Annotated in this window: 12 protein-coding genes and 2 pseudogenes; 3 read left to right on the top strand and 11 right to left on the bottom strand. The window is 64.8% G+C overall.

From position 1 onward, the window contains the following. Positions 1–76 precede the first annotated feature (76 nt). Positions 77–1,708, bottom strand: coding sequence for an ABC-F family ATP-binding cassette domain-containing protein (locus ACL02S_RS03650; protein ID WP_412800814.1), 1,632 nt, complete (start codon positions 1,706–1,708; stop codon positions 77–79). Between the two features lie 375 nt (positions 1,709–2,083). Continuing rightward, positions 2,084–2,935: an SAM-dependent methyltransferase gene (locus ACL02S_RS03655; RefSeq protein ID WP_412800815.1), complete on the bottom strand. Its 852-nt coding sequence runs from the start codon at positions 2,933–2,935 to the stop codon at positions 2,084–2,086. Between the two features lie 193 nt (positions 2,936–3,128). Between ACL02S_RS03655 and ACL02S_RS03660 the strand changes: the two are divergent. Further along, positions 3,129–3,239, top strand: a pseudogene (locus tag ACL02S_RS03660) (lipoprotein LpqH); the annotation flags it as partial. A 9-nt stretch (positions 3,240–3,248) separates the two neighbouring features. On the opposite strand, the gene ACL02S_RS03665 reads toward ACL02S_RS03660, so the two are convergent. Next, a complete protein-coding gene (locus tag ACL02S_RS03665; RefSeq protein WP_412800816.1) occupies positions 3,249–4,280 on the bottom strand; it encodes an LLM class flavin-dependent oxidoreductase in 1,032 nt (343 codons plus the stop codon). A gap of 286 nt (positions 4,281–4,566) precedes the next feature. On the opposite strand from ACL02S_RS03665, the gene ACL02S_RS03670 reads away from it, so the two are divergent. Next, the gene (locus ACL02S_RS03670; protein WP_412800817.1) at positions 4,567–5,331 is read left to right on the top strand and encodes an SDR family oxidoreductase; all 765 of its coding nucleotides are present in this window, start codon (positions 4,567–4,569) and stop codon (positions 5,329–5,331) included. 366 nt (positions 5,332–5,697) lie between these two features. Here the strand turns inward: ACL02S_RS03670 and ACL02S_RS03675 are convergent, their stop codons facing one another. After that, positions 5,698–7,908 carry an MMPL family transporter gene (locus tag ACL02S_RS03675; RefSeq protein ID WP_412800818.1) on the bottom strand — a complete coding sequence of 737 codons (2,211 nt, stop codon included), beginning with the start codon at positions 7,906–7,908 and terminating at the stop codon, positions 5,698–5,700. A gap of 350 nt (positions 7,909–8,258) precedes the next feature. Here ACL02S_RS03675 and ACL02S_RS03680 point away from each other — a divergent pair, with 350 nt between their 5' ends. Continuing rightward, a complete protein-coding gene (locus ACL02S_RS03680; RefSeq protein ID WP_412800819.1) occupies positions 8,259–9,344 on the top strand; it encodes a lycopene cyclase family protein in 1,086 nt (361 codons plus the stop codon). Between the two features lie 23 nt (positions 9,345–9,367). Here ACL02S_RS03680 and ACL02S_RS03685 read toward each other — a convergent pair whose 3' ends face one another. From ACL02S_RS03685 to ACL02S_RS03715, 7 genes and pseudogenes are all read right to left on the bottom strand, one after another. Continuing rightward, positions 9,368–10,534 (bottom strand): acyl-CoA dehydrogenase family protein, encoded by a 1,167-nt coding sequence (locus ACL02S_RS03685; protein ID WP_412800820.1) that lies wholly within the window; start codon positions 10,532–10,534, stop codon positions 9,368–9,370. 68 nt (positions 10,535–10,602) lie between these two features. Beyond that, on the bottom strand, positions 10,603–11,739 hold the full coding sequence (locus tag ACL02S_RS03690; protein WP_412800821.1) for an acyl-CoA dehydrogenase family protein: 1,137 nt from the start codon (positions 11,737–11,739) through the stop codon (positions 10,603–10,605). Further along, positions 11,736–13,310 carry a class I adenylate-forming enzyme family protein gene (locus ACL02S_RS03695; protein ID WP_412800822.1) on the bottom strand — a complete coding sequence of 525 codons (1,575 nt, stop codon included), beginning with the start codon at positions 13,308–13,310 and terminating at the stop codon, positions 11,736–11,738. The genes ACL02S_RS03690 and ACL02S_RS03695 overlap by 4 nt, the downstream gene beginning before the upstream one ends. Beyond that, on the bottom strand, positions 13,277–14,458 hold the full coding sequence (locus tag ACL02S_RS03700) for an alpha/beta hydrolase family protein (protein ID WP_412800823.1): 1,182 nt from the start codon (positions 14,456–14,458) through the stop codon (positions 13,277–13,279). Before ACL02S_RS03700 ends, ACL02S_RS03695 begins: the two co-directional genes overlap by 34 nt. Next, positions 14,455–15,564, bottom strand: coding sequence for a homogentisate 1,2-dioxygenase (locus ACL02S_RS03705; protein WP_412800824.1), 1,110 nt, complete (start codon positions 15,562–15,564; stop codon positions 14,455–14,457). The genes ACL02S_RS03700 and ACL02S_RS03705 overlap by 4 nt, the downstream gene beginning before the upstream one ends. 86 nt (positions 15,565–15,650) lie before the next feature. Further along, positions 15,651–16,826: pseudogene (locus ACL02S_RS03710) on the bottom strand (acyl-CoA dehydrogenase family protein); the annotation flags it as partial. Further along, positions 16,823–18,190 (bottom strand): 4-hydroxyphenylacetate 3-hydroxylase N-terminal domain-containing protein, encoded by a 1,368-nt coding sequence (locus tag ACL02S_RS03715; protein ID WP_412800825.1) that lies wholly within the window; start codon positions 18,188–18,190, stop codon positions 16,823–16,825. The pseudogene ACL02S_RS03710 and the gene ACL02S_RS03715, both read right to left, overlap by 4 nt. Positions 18,191–18,346: the final 156 nt, after the last annotated feature.

Genomic DNA, 18,346 nt, shown 5'->3' on the forward strand with positions numbered 1-18,346 from the left:
CCTCCGAGTCGCCGAGCAGCATCCCTCCAGGCTAAGCATTCCGCGAGCGGTGATCAACGGGTTACTGTGATGAAACTCACGCAAGCTGAATGAGTTCCAAATATTCGGCCGACCAATGATCTTCCGTCCCATCCGGAAGCAGGATGACTCGTTCCGGAGACAATGCCTCCGCTGCACCTGGATCGTGCGTCACCAGCACCACAGCACCCGCATAGGTGCGCAGCGCGTCCAGCACCTGTTCACGGGACACCGGGTCGAGGTTGTTCGTCGGCTCGTCCAGTAGCAGCACATTCGCCGCCGAAGAGACCAGACCGGCCAATGCCAGACGGGTCTTCTCTCCGCCGGAGAGAGTGCCCGCGGGCTGATCCAGCTGCGGACCGGAGAACATGAACGCCCCGAGCAGCCCGCGTAACTCCTGTTCGCCCGCGTCGGGTGCGGCGTGGCGGATGTTCTCCCATACGGTGGCGTTATCGTCGAGAGTGTCGTGCTCCTGCGCGAAATACCCGATCTTCAGGCCGTGACCGGGCACAAGTCCGCCCGCCGTTGGTTGCTCGACCCCGGCCAGCAAGCGCAACAGGGTGGTCTTACCCGCACCATTGAGACCGAGTACCACCACCCGGCTGCCTCGGTCGATGGCGAGGTCGACACCGGTGAAGATCTCCAGCGAGCCGTAGGCCTTGGTGAGATTCTCGGCCATCAGCGGCGTCTTCCCGCAGGGCGCGGGCTCGGGGAACTTGATCCTGGCGACCTTGTCCGCGACCCGTACATCGTCGAGCTCGGCGAGCAAGCGATCGGCGCGTTTGGCCATGTTCTGCGCCGCAGTCGCTTTCGTGGCCTTCGCGCCGAGTTTGGCCGCCTGTGCGCGCAGCGCACCCGCCTTCTTCTCCGCGTTCGCACGTTCCCGGCGTCTGCGCTGTTCATCGGTAGCGCGCGCATCCAGGTATTTCTTCCAGCCCATGTTGTAGACATCGGCTTCACCGCGCACCGCGTCCAGGAACCAGACCCTGTTCACCACATCGGCGAGCAGTTCCACGTCGTGGCTGATCACGATCAGGCCACCATCGTGGTTTTGCAGGAAACCACGCAACCAGGTAATCGAATCGGCGTCGAGATGGTTGGTCGGCTCGTCCAGCAACAGGACGGTGTCCGACCGCCCGCCGCTGCCGTCGGAGGCGGCGAACAGAATACGCGCCAGTTCGATTCTGCGGCGCTGACCACCGGAGAGAGTGCGCAACGACTGGCCGAGCACCCGATCGGGTAATCCGAGGCTATGGCAGATGCGCGCGGCCTCGCTCTCGGCGACATAGCCGCCGAGAGCGGAGAAGCGCTCTTCGAGCCTGCCGTATTTGCGGACCGCCTTCTCGCGCTCCTTGTCGTCGGCGACTTCGGCCATCAACGCCTGCTGCTTCTCCATCTCGTGCAGCAGCGTGTCCAGGCCGCGGGCGGACAGCACGCGGTCACGAGCCAGTACGTCCAGATTGCCCTCGCGCGGATCCTGCGGCAGATAGCCGACCTCACTGGAGCGTAGGATCTTGCCTGCGTACGGCTCGCCCTCGCCGGCCAGAATGCGCAATGTGGTGGTCTTACCAGCACCGTTACGCCCGACCAGTCCGATCCGGTCGCCGGCCTGCACCCGCAGCGCCGGTCCTTGGGCCGACAGCAAAGTGCGGACTCCGGCCCGGACTTCCAGGTCGGTCGCGGTGATCACAAAATTCTCCTCGCGGATCGTGGTTCTGTTCGATTGTGCGGTCGATGCGCACAAGAACCACCGATTTTACCCGGAGTGAACCGTCCACCCCCATTCCAGCCCTCCGGAAACGACGCGCACCTCGATGTTGCCGCGGGCCGGTGGCCACCGTGTCACGATGGCCGACCGTATTCGGGTCGCGCACGGTGCCGATCCATCCACCGGACCTACCGCAACGATCCGGGATCCACCGACCAGAAGTCTGGGAAGAAGCCGATCGAGGGGTGTAATAGGCGCACAGCCCCGGTACCGCGGCCGTCCCGAGAGTCACCGAACAGATCTCCGGTTTCGATCACACCACGACGAAGGGTCGGCACGATCGAGACCGAGATGACATCAGCGTGGTTTATGTGCGATAACAGTCGGGAAAATCCGGGTACGGTTGTCGATGAACTCGATATCGGAAAACCCGGCTTGTTCCAATTGATTTCGAGTTCGGGCGTATGTACGGAAGTTGTTCCACTTCACTTCGATGAGCCGCGTGAACAAGACATCCTGGAGGGCCAAGGAGTCCGTATCGATTTCGTCCATACGCCACGGCGAATCCGCCGAAACCGAGGGCGGTGGCGTGATGATACTGGTGATCAGTGTTCCACCTGGCTTCAACGAATCGAAGAACGAACGGTACAGCGCGGTGAGGCGGTCGTCATCGGGCTCATACATATTGAGACCGTTACTGACCAATGCGTCGACCTCGGCATTCAAGCCGGTCGCCCAGGCATCCGCACGACGCACCGACAGGCGATCGGCCAGTCCTCGTTCACCTGCCAAGGCCAGCGCCGCGTCCAGGGCCGCTCGGTCCAGGTCGATACCGATGAGCGTGACGTCATCGAGCCCGTCGTAGTCGAGCAGCAGCAGTTCCGCCATCAATCCGCACGGGATCGAAGCGATAATCGATCCCGGGCTGAGCAGCTTTTGCAACTGCTGCCGGAAGATATCGAAACGTTCCCGCGAGGCGTTGATCAACGGCATCGTCTCGAAGATTCGATACTCCAGGTCGTCCGGGTCTCGCGCAGTGCGAGTACCGGGTGGGGAGGTGATCAGCTGGTGTGTCCAATACGCGTTCAGGCCCCGGTTCTCCAACAGGAACCGGCCGAGGTCGAACGTAGCCAACTGCTCCAACAGGGCGATTTGCTGATCGACCGTGGCTCCGGGTAAATCTCCCGCCGCCCGCAAACGGGGCTTCATCGACTCTATTATTTCTTGGTATCCGACGCCTTCGTGCGCCCCATGCGAAATCAAGCGTCCGGCACCACCGATATCGTCTGCAGAATCGTTCGAATGTGCCACGTATTCCTCCAGAACTGATTCGAAGTGAACAATACCGTCCCCGCCGAGAGCGGCTTGCCACCATTGAACAGCGCATCGAAACAATGTCGTCGGCCTCGACGGCGGCGCCTACATCATCAGCGGAACGATCCGCGGTACCGATCGTACGGACCCTGCGAACACCACGACTCCGCCGTTCCGATTCGAGGTGCGTTGCGGATAGCCGAGGCGCTCAGCGCAGCGCGCTCTGCACCATGGGCAGAACCTGTTGAGCGAGCAGCTCGATTGTTCGGCACACGGTCGACTGCGGCATGCCCATCCACTGCACCCGGGCCACCAGCCGGGTAAACCCGGTGGACGTCGCCAACGCCACCAACTCCTCGGCGCACTGCTCGGGCGAGCCGATGATCACCCGGCCTGCCAGCAACTCGGGGACGTCGTCTGCCGCACCCGGATCCCCGATCACCTCGGTGAACAGCCCCCACTTATCGAACAACTTGTAGCTGGCCTGCAGGTAAGGCACCGCGTCGCGCAGGGCGGTGGCGCGATCTTCGGCGACCACGATATTGCGCAGCAGCGGAAAATCCGCCGGGCGTGGTTTTCCCAGCTCCGCCAGCCGATTCCAGAACACCTCGGTCTGTTGCCTGATCACCGAGTCGACCAGATGCGATGACGCCACCCAGCTGTCGCCGAGCACGGTGTCGGCCTGCTCGGCGGCCCGCTGGACGGATCGTTCGACGCTGCCACCCAGCCACACCGGAGGGCGCGGCGAGGCGAAGGGCCGCAGTGCCAGCGTGGCGTTGCGTACCTGGTAGTAGCGCCCGTCGAAGTCGACACCCTGCTGCGTCCACAGCCGCTTGACGAGATCGAGTGACTCGGCGAAGCGTCCGATACGCTCGCGGCGGTCGATGCCCATCAACTGGAACTCGTCGTTCGCCCAACCTGCCGACACTCCCAGTGTGAAACGGCCGCCGGTGAGTACGTCGAGGAAGGCGGCCTCGGTCGCAACGTGCAACGGGTGGTGATACGGCAGCACCAGCATGCACGTCGACAGCGACATTCCCTCTGCGGCGGGAACCAGGTGCGTCAGCGTCGAAAACGGTGGTAACCAGGCCGCCGACCCGTAGTTCAAATGGGTGCCGATCGCCACCCCGTCGTAGCCGGTTTCCCTGGCGATGGCGACCTGCTCGAAGTGCTCGGCCAGCCGGGTGGCCAGCGGGTCGCCAGGCGGATGTTCGGGATTGACAAAGAGGGTCAGGCGCATGGTGGACACTCCCAACAAGGTTCTGCCCGTGCGTTTGGCTGATCTGTAACGACAGGCTATCGATCTGCCCGTCTGATTACTGCACACCGAGCCCTACTCGCGGCAATCAGATGGCCGGAGACGAGTCTCGCGTCGTGCGGAACGCCGTACTCGCGTTCCGGTGGACAAGACACCTCCCCACTATCGGAGCACAGTGGAACTCCGCAGGCCGACATGGGGCCGCCCCATTGCCCGCATGTGACGGCGGTAACGGCAATCGCGTATCGCTACGCTACCGTGCGATGTCATGAGTACCGATCTATTGGGTAAGAGCGCTCTGATCACCGGGGCCAGCAGGGGTATCGGCAAGGCGGTCGCGGCGGAACTGCTGAGCCGCGGCGCGAACGTGCTGATCACCGCGCGGAAGAAGGATCCGCTGGAGCAGGCAGCCGCCGAGCTGCGCGAGCTGGGACACCAAGGGCAGGTCATCGCCCTTGCGGGGAACTCAGGGGTCGAGGAAGACCGGGCCGAGGCGGTCGAGCGCGTGGTCACGGAGTTCGGTTCGCTGGATATCCTGATCAACAACACCGGCATCAATCCGGTGTTCGGTGCGCTGATGGATGCCGACCTCGGCGCGGTACGCAAGATCTTCGATGTGAACGTGGTCGCCGCACTCGGCTACCTCCAGCAGGCATATCAGGCGTGGATGCGCGAACACGGCGGTGCCGTGGTCAACGTGGCCAGTGTGGCCGGTATCCGCTCGACCGGGGTGATCGCCGCGTACGGCGCCTCCAAGGCCGCGCTGATCCACCTCACCGGGGAACTCGCCTGGCAGCTCGGCCCGAATATCCGGGTGAACGCGGTCGCGCCGGGGGTGGTCAAGACGAAATTCGCCGACGCGCTGTACTCGGAGGATGAGGAAAGCGCCGCACGCGGCTACCCGATGAAGCGGTTGGGCACCCCGGAGGATGTGGCCCGGTTGATCGGGTTCCTGGTCTCGGATGAGGCCGCGTGGATCACCGGGGAAACGGTGCGGGTGGACGGCGGGCTCCTGTCCACCGGCGGTCTCTGACCCCGCTACGCGGCAACACCGCGGTACCGATGCGGTCGGCGGACCCTACCGGAACGCCAGTGCGCTGAGTATATCGGCGTGGCGATAGGGCAGATATTCTCGGCTGTCTGTTCGTCGACCGCTTCGGTAGCGGGGACGGTGGCACTTCCTCGCCGCCGTCGGGTATGCCCCCGCGACGAGGGCCCACCCAACTACGATGCGTGCGGTGGGCCACCCGGATTCCCGTAATCGTTTGCACCGCGACCGAATCCGTGGCCGGGAAGATACGTCATCACCTTCACCTTCCCGCGGCCCGAGCGGCCGTCCCATCCGGTGCGGGCTGCCCGCGGGGCCCCACCGGATCCGGTCCGGCTACCACATCACGGATCAGCGCAGGGCGGGCTGCCGTCCTTTGTCGTGATCGCCGACCGCGATATCGGCCGATCCCTCCTCGATACCGAAACGCCGGTGCAGAGCACGCAGCGGTCCCGGCGCGTACCAGTTCCGGTCACCGAGCAGTTCCATCGCCGCGGGCAACAGGAATCCGCGCACCAAGGTCGCGTCCACCAGTACAGCGAGCGGAAGACCGATACCGAACGCCTTCATAAAGGTGATGTCGGAGGCGAGGAAGCCGAGGAATACCAGAGAGATCAGCACTGCTGCCGCGGTGACGATCCGCCCGATCCGTTCCAGACCGGAGGTCACGGCCAGCGCGGTGGATCCGGTGCGTTGATACTCTTCGCGGATGCGGGCCAGCAGGAATACCTGGTAGTCCATGGCGAGGCCGAAGGCGACGCCGAACAGCATGACCGGAACCGTGGGCGGCAGATCGCCGGTGACAGTGAATCCGAGCAATCCGGACAGATGGCCGTCTTGGAAGATCCAGACCAACGCACCGAAGGTAGCGGTCAAGCTCAACACACTGAGCACTACCGCCAGCAGCGGCAGCACCACGCTTCCGGTGAGCAGGAACAATACGATCACCATGATCAGCACGACGAAGACGAGCGCGTACGGCAACGCCGAGACCACCGCGTCGATCGCATCCGCGTTCGCCGCGGCCACCCCACCGACCAGCATCGGCGATGCGGTGGGCACCCCACGCACCTCATCGGCGATCCGGTCGAGCACATCGGGATCGGTGGTATCGGGGATCATCGTGAGGTAGACGGCGTCCGGCGCGCGGAAGCGGTCATCGGCCGCGGTGGGCGGGGCGAGCAATCCGCCATGGCTGTAACTGCCGGTGGCGGTATCGACCCGGCGGATGTTCTCGATCTCCGACAGCTGCCTGGCGATGGCGTCCAATCCCGCCGCGCTGTACGCGCTGTCCGGCAGCACCGCGAACAGCCCGTTCTGCTCGGTAGCGGCGAAATCGCGCTGAATCGTCTCGCTGACCTGCCTGGTGTTCATCGACTCCGGCAACGAACGTTCATCGGGAAAGCCGAGTTTCACGCCGAGGAAAGGCGCCCCGAGGGTGAGCAACAGCGCGGTCACCGCGAGCCCGATGGGCACCGGCCGCATCATCACGAACCGGGCCAGACGATGCCATGCGCCCTCGCCGGGGGCAGGACGGGATGCGCGCAGGAACCACCACAACTGTCCGCTGTCGATCCTGGTGCCGAGCAGAAACAGCATCGCGGGCAGCACGGTCAGCGATACCGTCGCGGCGATCGCCGCGACGGCCAGACCCGCGTAACCCATCGAGCGGACGGCCAGCAGCGGGAAGAACAGCAGGCCCGACAGCGCGACAGCGACGGTGACGGCCGAGAACGCGACGGTACGCCCCGCCGAACGCATGGTCACGAGCACAGCGGCAGCGGGCTGCCGCCCGGCGACCAGCTCATCGCGATAGCGGCTGATGATCAGCAGGCTGTAGTCGATCGCGAGGCCGAGTCCGAGCAAGGTGGCGACATTGGTCGCGGTCGCCGCGAGATCGGTGACACTCGCGATCAACCACAGCGTCCCCATCGTGATCATCACTGTGATCATGGCGATGAGCAGCGGGAGGGCAGCCGCGACCAGACTGCCGAAGACCAGCAGCAGAGCGACCAACGTAATCGGGAATGCGATGGATTCGCCCAGTATGACGTCTTTCTCACTCTGCCGCACCGTTTCGTGCAGCAGCATCGCGTACCCACCGACCCGTACTTCGAGCGGTCCGTGGGTACCGCCGAACCGGTCGGCGATAGCACCGACCCGCTTATCGACCTCGGCCTCCGAACCGAGGATGCTGGCCACGACGAGCCCCTTGGTGCCATCGGTACTACGCAGCGCCTGCGACTTCGTGGTCCAGTACGAAGCGACCCCCGCGATACCCGAAACCGCCTCCAATTCGGCCACCAGATCGAGCGCGGCGGCGGATACGGCTTCATCGTCCACCGATCGGGAAGTCTGCACCAGCAGCACCAGATTCGGCGGGGCTTGGCCGAAGGTGTCCCGCAGCACCTCGGTCGCCTGACTCGACTCACTGCCAGGGTCGATGTAACCACCGCCCTGCACTTTGTCGAACAGCGTCGCACTCAACGTACCCATCGCCACAGCGAGCACCGCGAACACGGCCAGAATCCACCGGCTGCCTCGCTTGGTCAATCCGAACACTGCGTTTACCCCTCACTCGTTCCTGTCGCCGCATTCGCCGTCCGGCATTCGCGGTGCCACTATCCGGCCGCCTCTCGGCACACCCCGGCCCCCGGACACCTCCCACTGTCGTGGCACCGGACGTCGCCAGTCCGAAATCCTAGCAATATTCGGGAAAAATCCCTGAGCGAGAACATCTTCCGTACTCGAAGCCCCATCAGGGGCCGATTCGCGGGCACCCACCCGGCTGCCGCACCGGAACGCTCGGCCCGAATACACCGCCACGGCTACCGTGCTCCTGGCGGACGAGCACATGGAAGGCTCGAGCGCATGCACCGAGACACCCCAGCGCGGACCCGGACGGAGATGACATGACAACGGACCTCCTCATCTGTGGTCTCGGCCCGGCCGGTCGCGCCATCGCGCATCGTGGTCTGGCCCGCGGGCTCACGGTTACCGTGGTGGATCCAGCACCGCGGCGTACCTGGACAGCCACCTATGCGGCCTGGGCCGATGAACTGCCGCATTGGCTGGTATCGGATGTCGTCGCCACGACGATCTCCCGGCCGATGGTGTGGGGCACGCAGGCACACGTAGTGGACCGCCCCTACGCCGTATTGGATACCGGCAGGCTGCAATCGTCGCTTTCGGTGGACGGTGCCAGGGTGATCACCGATCACGCAGTCGAGATCGCGCACGAGCGAGTGATTCTGGCATCCGGTACGGAACTCACCGCAGGCCGGGTAATCGATGCGCGCGGCCTCGCGCGCTCCCCGCGACGAGCCGAGCAGACGGCATACGGCCTGATCGTGGATACCGGACGCGCCGCGGGTCTCGACCCGCTGTTCATGGACTGGCGGGCCGATAACGGCGCGCCTGCCGATGCGGCACGGTCGTTTCTCTACGCTGTACCACTCGGCGATGGACGCATGCTGCTGGAGGAGACCTGCCTGGCCGGCAAGCCCGCGCTCTCCGGTACGTGTCTGCGAGCGCGGCTGCGGCACCGGTTGCGTTCCAGGGGCATCCGGCTCACCGGCACCGAAACCGTTGAGCACGTCCGTTTTCCGGTGCAGGGCGGCAGACCGGGCCGAGACCGGTTCGGCGCGGCGGGCGGATTCCTGCATCCAGCGACCGGATACAGCGTGGGCGCCGCCCTGACCTCAGCCGATGCGATGGTGGCAGGCCTGCGGATATGGCCCGCCCAGGCGCGTGCCGTCCAGCGGCTACGCGAAGCAGGGCTGCGTGCGCTGCTCGCCCTACCACCTGAAGACATTCCGCTGTTCTTCGACACGTTCTTCACGCTGCCCGCGGCCGCCCAGCGCGCGTATCTGTCGGGGCGCACCGATCTCGGCGGTACGGTGACGGCGATGCGTTTGCTGTTCGAAGCTCTGCCGTGGCGGCTACGTCGGCGTATCGCAAGCGCGACACTGGGGATTACGGTTCGTTCCCACCGCTGATGAGGCATCCCGCATTTCGCCGCTCATCGCTCCTCCCGATAGGTCTGCTCCAGGGTTCGGCCGACGATCTCACGCATGATCTCGTTCGTCCCGCCGAAGATCGACTGGATCGGCGCGTCCAGATATGCGCGCGCGATCGGGTATTCGCGCATGAAGCCGTAACCACCGTGGAGTTGGAGGCACTGTGCGACCACGGCCTGCTGTAGTTCCGTGGTGATCAGCTTCGCCTTGGCCGCGTCAACGGCGGTGAGCTCGTTTCGACCGTGCAGGGTGATCAGATGGTCGACGAAAACCTGTGCGACGTCCACTCGCGCGGCCAGTTCGGCCAGCGTGAACCGGGTGTTCTGCATATCCAGCACCCGCTGTCCGAATGCCTCCCGCTCGGCGCAGTACGAGACGGTCCAGCGCAGCGCCGAGCCCGCGGCGGAGATCGCCGACACCGAAAGGCCAAGCCGCTCTTGTGCCAGATTGTCCATCAGGATCCCGAATCCTCGGCCTTCGCCGCCGATCAGGTTCGCGGCAGGCACCCTGGCATTATCGAAGAACAGCTCCGCGGTGTCCTGGCTGCGCAGGCCGATCTTGTCCAGATGCCGTCCTCTGCTGAAGCCTGGGGTCGAATCGTCGACCGCGATCAGGCTGATGCCGCGATGGCGTTCGGTGCGATCGGTGCGGACCGCCACCACGTACAAGTTCGCGTTGAGCCCGTTGGTCACAAAGGTTTTCGCGCCGTTGAGGATGTAGTGGTCGCCGTCGCGCTCGGCGCTGGTCTGCAACGCCGCGAGATCACTGCCCGCGCCCGGCTCGGTCATCGAGATCGCGCCCATGATCTCGCCGGTCACCATACCGGGTAGCCAACGTTTACGCTGTTGCTCATCGGTGGCGCCGAGCAGATACGGCAGCACCACGTCATTGTGCAGAGTCAGGCACATACCGGAGCCGATCACCCCGGCACGCTGTAGTTCCTCCCCGATGATCGCATTGAACCGGAAATCGTCCTGTCCGAGACCACCGTATTCCTCCGGTACTGCCATACCGAGAAATCCGTATTCGCCCGCCTTCCGGAACATTTCCCGATCGACACGCCCGGACTGTTCCCACTTCTCGTGATTCGGAGCGATCTCGATCTCCACGAAGCGTCGGAAGCTACGCCGGAAATCATCGTGCGTCGCGCCGTACAACTCTCTCTTCATGGATACCTCTCGTCAGCATGCGGTCCGGCCATCCTGGGTGTGGGCACTGTCGCTCCTTCGAACGCGAGCTATGTGGCGGCAGTGACCAGCAGTCCCGCACAACCCGCTGTGACGGCGAGGCTGCGCAGGCGTTCCGGAGTGCCGCCGATTGTCGCCGCGGTGCGGGCCCGGCGATAGAACAGGTGGGCGTCGTGCTCCCAGGTGAATCCGATCCCACCGGAGATCTGGATGAAGCTGTCGGCGGCGGCGTTGGCGCACTCCCCTGCTTCGGCCCCGGCCAGCAGGCTCAGCTGCCGCGCTGTCACCACGTCGCCGTCCCGCGCCGCCGCGGTGGCACCGGCCGCGACCAGCGCCCTGGCCGAGGCGATCGTGACAGCGGTCGCGGCGCAACGATGCTGGATCGCTTGATAGCTGCCGATCAGTGCGCCGAATTGCTGACGCACCTTCGCATAGGAGACCATCGCCGCTAGACAGCCCTCGGCGCCGCCGACCTGTTCGGCGGCGCACAGCAGCCGGTGCACCGTCGCGAAGCGTTCCGTTCCCATGACATCGGCGGGCTCGGTCACGAGCACTGCGGGTGCGGCGGCGAAGCTGATATCGGCGACCGGAGTACTCGGGTCGGCCGAGGGACGGACAATCCGCTCGGCCGCCGGGTCGACAACGGCAAGCGCGACCGCGAGGCCATCCGGAGTGCGCACCGGGCACACCACGAGATCGGCGACCGCGCCGTGCGTAACCGCCGTCGCGGTGCCGCGTAGCCTGCCCATCGAGCACTCCGGGAGTTCCACAGCATCGAGCAGCGGGGCACCGGGAACAGCCGCACCCATGAGGAAACGCCGCACGACCTCGGCGATATCCGGATCTACCGAGTCCGGGTCGAGACCGCCAAGTGCCCAGGCCATGAGCAGTGCCGCCCGGGCCGGGCCCGGGTAGAGACCGGCGCCACACTCCTCTATCGCCGCGACCAGGTAATCCACTCCGAGGCCGAGTCCGCCCCAGGACTCCGGCGCACCCAAGCTCGCCACACCGAGCTGTTCGGCGAGGATCGTCCAATTCGACCGGTCGAACCCGGCCTCTTCGCGGCGAGGATCGGCGTCCAAAAAGGCGCGTACCTCGGCGACTCCTGGCCGCTCGGTCGAGAACTCGCGGATCGCGCGACGGATCTCGTCTCGGCTCAGATCAGGTTCCATAGTTCGCTCACTCATAGCCCGGTATCGTCCCCAAGAGCAATGGCCAAGAACTCGGGCAACTGCGCACGCACGACCTTCCCGGTAGCTGTCTTCGGCAGGTCGGCGAGGAAGAACACCGCACGTGGCACCTTGTAGCCCGCCATCCGTTCGCGGCAATAACCGATGATCTCGTCCGCGGTGAGTTCCGAGTCGTAGGCCACGACGGCAGCGCACACCGTGTGACCCCACAGTTCGTCGGGCAATCCGAACACCGCCGCCTCGGCGACATTCGGCAGTTCGGCAAGCACTCCCTCGACCTCGTCGGGGTGCACGTTTTCACCGCCGGTGATGATCATGTCATCGGATCGACCCTCGATGTACAGGTATCCGTCCTCGTCCAGGTGCCCGATATCGCGGGAATTGAGCCATCCGTCGACGAAAACCGCTGCGCTCTGGGTGGGTAGGCCCAGATAACCATGGCTCATGGACGGTGTCCGCAACCAGAGTTCACCGGACTCGCCCGCCGGGACTTCCGCTCCGGTACGCGGGTCTCGGACTTGTACCCGTACACCGGTCGCGGGTTTACCCGCGGAAGCGAGCCTGCCGGTGTGCGCACCGGTGAGCTGATGGTCCGCTGGTTCGAGAAAGCTCACCACACCCCCGGCCTCGGTCGTACCGAAAATCTGGCAGAATTCGCAGTCGAAGACCTCGACAGCGGCACGCAACAGTGCGGCCGTAATCGATGCCGAACCATAGGCAAGGTGCCGGAAGTGCGGTAACGCACGGGGATTCGCTCGCAGTTCGTCGATGAGCGAGCGGATCAGCGTCGGCACGAATACCGCATGCGTGATCCGGTATTCGCGCAACGCGTCCACGATCGCGGTAGGCGCGGAATCGGCGAGGTATACCTGCGCAATCCCGTACAGCAGGCCGTACTCTGCCCAGTAAGCACCGGCGAGGTGGAAGACAGGGGGCACGATCAGCAGACGCGATCGGAGATCGAACCGGTGCGCCGTCGGCGTCGTGGCGCCGATCTCCACGCCGAGCCGTTGCAGCGGAACAGCTTTGGGTCTGCCGGTCGAACCGGAAGTGAAGAATATCAAGGCCAGATCGTCGGCGGCGGGTTCGAGCCGAGCCGCGATCTCGTCACCTGCCCACGGTTCGGGTGTGCTCTGATCCACCACCACTACCCGCATCCCGGGGCCTGCGATCGCCTCGGCCCGGTCGGCGAATTCCGCGCTGCTGAACACATGGGTACAACCCACCGCACGGCACACTACGGCCAGATCCTGGTCGGGTAACCGCCAATTCAGCCCTACCAGCGCGCCACGGCGGCGCCACGCACCGAGCAGGGTGATGGGATAGCCGACATCGTTGTGTCCCAGCCACGCGACTCGCGCGCCTGTTTCGTGGGTCGCGGCGATGATCGCCGCGGCCCGGCCTGCCGCCAGGTCGAGTTGGCGCCAGGTCAGAGTGGTCGAGGGCCCGATCAGCGCGATATCGTCCTGGCGTGCGGCCGCATGCGCACGAACCGCGCCGTCCACCGTAGGGTCCGGCCAGGCCGGACCACCGGTCATCCGGCTGTCCACGACCGCTCCCCCATCCACGCGGTGATGGTCTCGACCGCCTGCCGCAGATACGGACGTTGCTGCGGACCCGCGTAATAGTGAGTGGCCCCCTTGATCTGACGCAACGTCTTATCGGGATGGCCCACCGCATCGAAAAGACGCCGAGTGTGGCTCGGGGTACAGGCGTCGTCCGACAGGTTGCCGATGACCAGCGTCGGCACCTGTAGATCTGCCGCGCAGCGGATGCCGTCGCCATTGGCGTCGTCGAAGCTCCACTGCGAGAGCCAGCTGCGCAGCGTGGTGAACCTGGCGAGCCCGACCGGGCCCATGTTCACGATCCGCGGGTCGCCGAGGTAGCAGCGGCCGGGTACCCGGTCGTTCGGATCGAGAGTCGGATCCAGCCAGCGTGGGTCGGCCATCGTGCCGTGCACCGTGAACGCCCGTTCCATCAGCGGTTCCCCACTCGCGCGCAGCTCCGCCAGAGTTTCCTTGACCCATGCGGTGATCCGGCGATTGCGCGCGATCTGCGCGGACCGGTAGCGCTCGACGAATTCTCCGGTGTACGGCGGCTGGTTGGGGTTCGCCGGGTTGTAGAGATCCAGCTCTGGATCCCGCTTGGTCGGATCCTGTTCATCGAGGATCGACGGATCCATCCATTCGGTGAGCGTGGCGTGCCGGGAGATGTGCGCGGCAAGCAGCATCATCCCGTCCGCGGCGGGCAGATCGAGCGCGGTGAGATCGGGGAGTTCTCCCGCCGGTGTGCGCGTCACGGTCGCGTGCTGGGCTTGCTGCTGGTAGTACAGCGACAGTGCGCCGCCACCGCTCCATCCGCCAAGGATCACCGTGGTGTAGCCCAGCCGCTCCCGCGCGTCCTTGACGCATGCGCCGAGATCCTGGACAACCTTCTCCATGATCAACGCGCTGTCGACACCGCGATAACGGCTGTTGCAGTAGATGACATGATGTCCGGCGCGTGGCAAGGCATTGCTCATCGGCAGATAAGCGCCTCCCCCGATCGGGTGCATGAACACGATCACCGTGTCCGATGGCACCCCCTTCGGCCGCAGCAGATAACTCTCGAGCACCACGTTCTCTGTGACGCCACCATAAGTGTCGCGGTAGGCGGAATCGTCCTCGAAGACCACCAGGTACGGGATCCGCTCGTAGTCGTACACCCGTGTGCTCACGCCTGAACCTCTTTCGTATCCTCTGCTGTTGCCGCTGCGACAATCCCAGGGGCTGGGATCAGCCGATGCCGGGTATCAATGGAAATGACCGTCCACTCGACCCTGGTGTCCTCACCGAACCTCCGCCGCGACCGCTCCCTGGCGCGTTCGGGAATTCCGTGGTGGATGCCCTGTGGCGCATGTGAGATGAGGCCGACCGGCATATCGACGCCGAATACGTTGCCCGCGTGATAGAAGGCGATCTCATCGAAGTCGGCATTGCGGTGGTACCACGGAAGCCGCTCGACCCCAGGCACTCCTTCGGCGGGACGGGGCAGAAAATTCATCACGTATACGCCTGTCGCCTGCATGAACAAGTGCACGGTCGGAGGCAGGTGGACGCTGTCGGAGGTGAGCACGTCGTAGTCGGCGAGATTGAAGGCGAACGGGAAGTTGTCACCTTTCCATCCCTCGACGTCCAGTGGGTTGAACCGGTAGAACAGCGAAGTCCGCCCGTTGCGCTGCCGCAACCGCACCTCGTACTCGTCGCGGCCGTCCTCTTCGAAAGCCTCGGCCTCCGGGACCACGACCAATGCCGAATCGAACGGGAAGAACCGGCCCAGCGGGCCGGGCTCCGGCACCCGGAATTCCTCGGTGGCCTCGATGATCAGCAGATGTGACCGTTCCTGCGGCACCTGGCGGTAGGTCGTCCCCTTCGGCAGGTAGACATAATCACCCGGCTGGTAAGGCAGCGGGCCGAATTCGGTCTCGAAGCGACCGGTGCCCTCGTGCACGAAAACGAGTTCGTCGCCGTCCACATTGCGCGTGTAATAGGGGGCGGTTTCACCGCGCCTGCTCAGCAGGATCCGACAGTCGTCGTTGTGGAACAGCAGCAACGGCTCTCCGGCACGGTCGCCGAAGTCGGTCGGTATCAGTTCGTTGGTCTGGGCATCGAGGGGCCTGAGGTCGCCCTCGACCCGGAACTGCGTTGGGTCGTTGCGCCGGTAGAGGTGCGCGGTTCGGCCGGTGAAACCGTATCGACCGAGTTCGTCATCTTTGAGGTGTTCGACATCGCGGTGAATCCGGCGTGGGGTCCGTCCGCGGCGGTGCTGGACGAATGATTCCATGAGACTTGTCCCTTGTTGACATGCTGACTCGATGTGGCGATCGAGTCGGGTTTCGGTGGCCTCGGCAATCCGAGGCCCCGCTGGGCGATGACATTGAGCTGGATTTCGTCGGTGCCGCCCGCGATATGCAATGCGGGGACGCCGAGCACGAATTCGGACCAGGCGAAGGTGTCCGGCTCGCCGAAGTCGATGAACGCCCGCTCACCCAAGACCGCCGCGGCCAATCGGGCGATCTCGTCGGCTGCTCGCACCATGAGCAGTTTCAGCACAGATCCGGACACCGGCGCGAGCTGATGCGTCCACGACCCTGGACTCAATGTGGCCGCCGCGCGCATCGCTACGACGGCGGCGACAGTACGTGCCAGCTGACTGTGATGTTCCGGCTGCGCCTCCACCCCGAGCCTGCGCACCAACGCGGTCAACCGCTCCAGCACATACGGGGTCACCGGCCCACCCGCACCGCTCATCATGCTCCGCTCCGAGCCGAGACTGGTGTTGGCCACCCGCCAGCCCGCACCGATATCGCCGATCCGATGGCTATCGGGCACCCGCACCCCGTCGAGGAATACCTCGTTGAAGGCGGCGCCGCCGGTCATCTGCCGGATCGGGCGCACTGTCACTCCTGGCGCGTGCATATCGACCAGGAACATGCTCAGGCCTGCGTGTTTGGGCGCGGCCGTGTCGGTCCGTACCAATGCCTCGCCCACATCGGCGAGATGCGCCATCGAGGTCCATACCTTTTGACCGGTGAGAATCCAGTGATCACCGTCGCGGACCGCCCGTGAGCTCACCCCGGCGAGATCGGAGCCCGCGCCGGGTTCGGAGAACAACTGGCAGCCAACGGTCTCGCCGCGATAGAGCGCGGGCAGGACACTCTCGCGAAGCGCGGGGGCGGCGTGCCACCGTAACGCAGGCCCGACGATGTTGATTCCGACGAACAACGCTTCCCTGGAGGGGAATCCCATATCGCCGAGCACGGTGTCGAGAACGATGTCGTGTGCGGGCGTCAGCCCCATACCGCCGTGTTCCACGGCGCCGCTGGGGATCGCGATGCCCGCGTCGAACAGCGCGGCTTGGAACCGTCTGACCAGCCGCACCTGCTCCTCATGGCCTTCCCGCAGTTCTTCGACGGCGGCGATGCGATCCCCACCCGTATGATCCACGTCCTCGGCGCGAGCGAACTCCTCGACCAGCCCGGCGAGCCGGTCGCGCAGGAAGAGACCGAAACCGGTGAGATCGGTCGGGATATCGGCCGCGGTCATACCAGCCCCGCGACCTTGCGACCGAGTTGCTTGGCCTTTTCCATATCGTAGTGCTTACGCGCCACCAAGCGCTGGGCATACAGTCCGCCGCCCGACTGCAGCATGGTGACCAACTGCCAGCCACCGAACGCGTCCGCGGTGTAATCGCGAATCGCGTGGAACAGCCGCGTCCGGTATTCACCGTCGATGCCATCGGCGGCGGTCATGTACTTACGAATCAGCGGGCCGACCTCATCATGTTCCAGATCCGCCAGCGACGGCGCGGTGACGATCGCCCCACCGCCGATATCGTGCAGATGCCGGACCATCTTGCTGAACTCCGCCGCGCCGAAATGCTTGGCGGCATTGGTGAACAACTCGCTGGGGAAGTACCAGCCCTCCTGGCTCGGCTCGGCATTCGCGATGGCTGCCTCCAGGCCGGCACGGACCAGGGTCGCGTAGATGACCATCTCGGCGATCTTCTCGCGGATATGCGAAATCCGTTCGGTGCCGTTGGCCTCCGCGATGAGCTCGGCGAGACCGACCAGTGTGTCACCGATCTCGACCAGATGGGCTGTCCCGCCGAGCCGCTCCCATAGACCGAGCGCATGCGCGAATGTCGCGGAGTGATCGGTCTCGCCTGCCAGGAAGACCCGCTCGTTGGGGACGAACACATCATCGAGCAGGATGAAGCCCTCCGGGGTGTTGTCGACCGAGCTGTGCGGGAAGTCCTGCGGCCTGCTCATCGGGGCATAGTTCGTGTTGACGATCCGCACCCCAGGGGAGTTGACCGGGATCGCGCAGGCCACAGCCCAGTCCTCGTCGCCTGGCTTCATATTCTTGGTCGGCATCACGATCAACTCATGGCTGATCGCGGCCGAGGAGATGTGTAATTTCGCACCCCGCACAACGATTCCGTCGGGGCGTCGCTCGACGATACGGGTGTAGACGTCCTGATCCTGCTGCTTACCAGGGGACAGCTTGCGGTCGCCCTTGGCATCGGTGATGGCTTGGACACATCGCAGGTCGTTGGCGCGACAGTATTCGAAGTATGCCTCGATCCGCGTGGCGTACTCGGGATAGGTCGAGCGCATTCTTGCCGCGGCGGTCAGCAACGCCATCAACCCTTGCGATGTCGTCACCGTGACCATGTCCCATTCGAGCAGGGTCTCCAGGAGACCCCGTAACTCCCCTCTGCTGTAGGGGATCTGGAAATACGGACCGCTCGCATCCCCCTCCGATCGATGGTGTGCGGCATAACCGTCACCCACTCGCTTGATCGCTGTGGCGAACAGCGGATGGTTCACAAGGTCTCGCACCTCACGACCGTCGGCGAAAATCCGCCGACCGTCGTCGAGCGAGGCGAGATATTGGGATCTGGTCATCATCGCCATCGTGCGGGCTCCTCGGACCGGTTTCTCAGATACATTTCTGATGCTAGATTCAGTTTCAGAATTGCACAAGCATCGGAGAAGAGCGGATGATGTGGCAGCGAAAAAATGGACTCCCGGCCACCCGGGGCGAGCACCGGAAGGGTGAAG

The organism is Nocardia spongicola, assembly GCF_047200775.1.
GTDB lineage: Bacteria > Actinomycetota > Actinomycetes > Mycobacteriales > Mycobacteriaceae > Nocardia.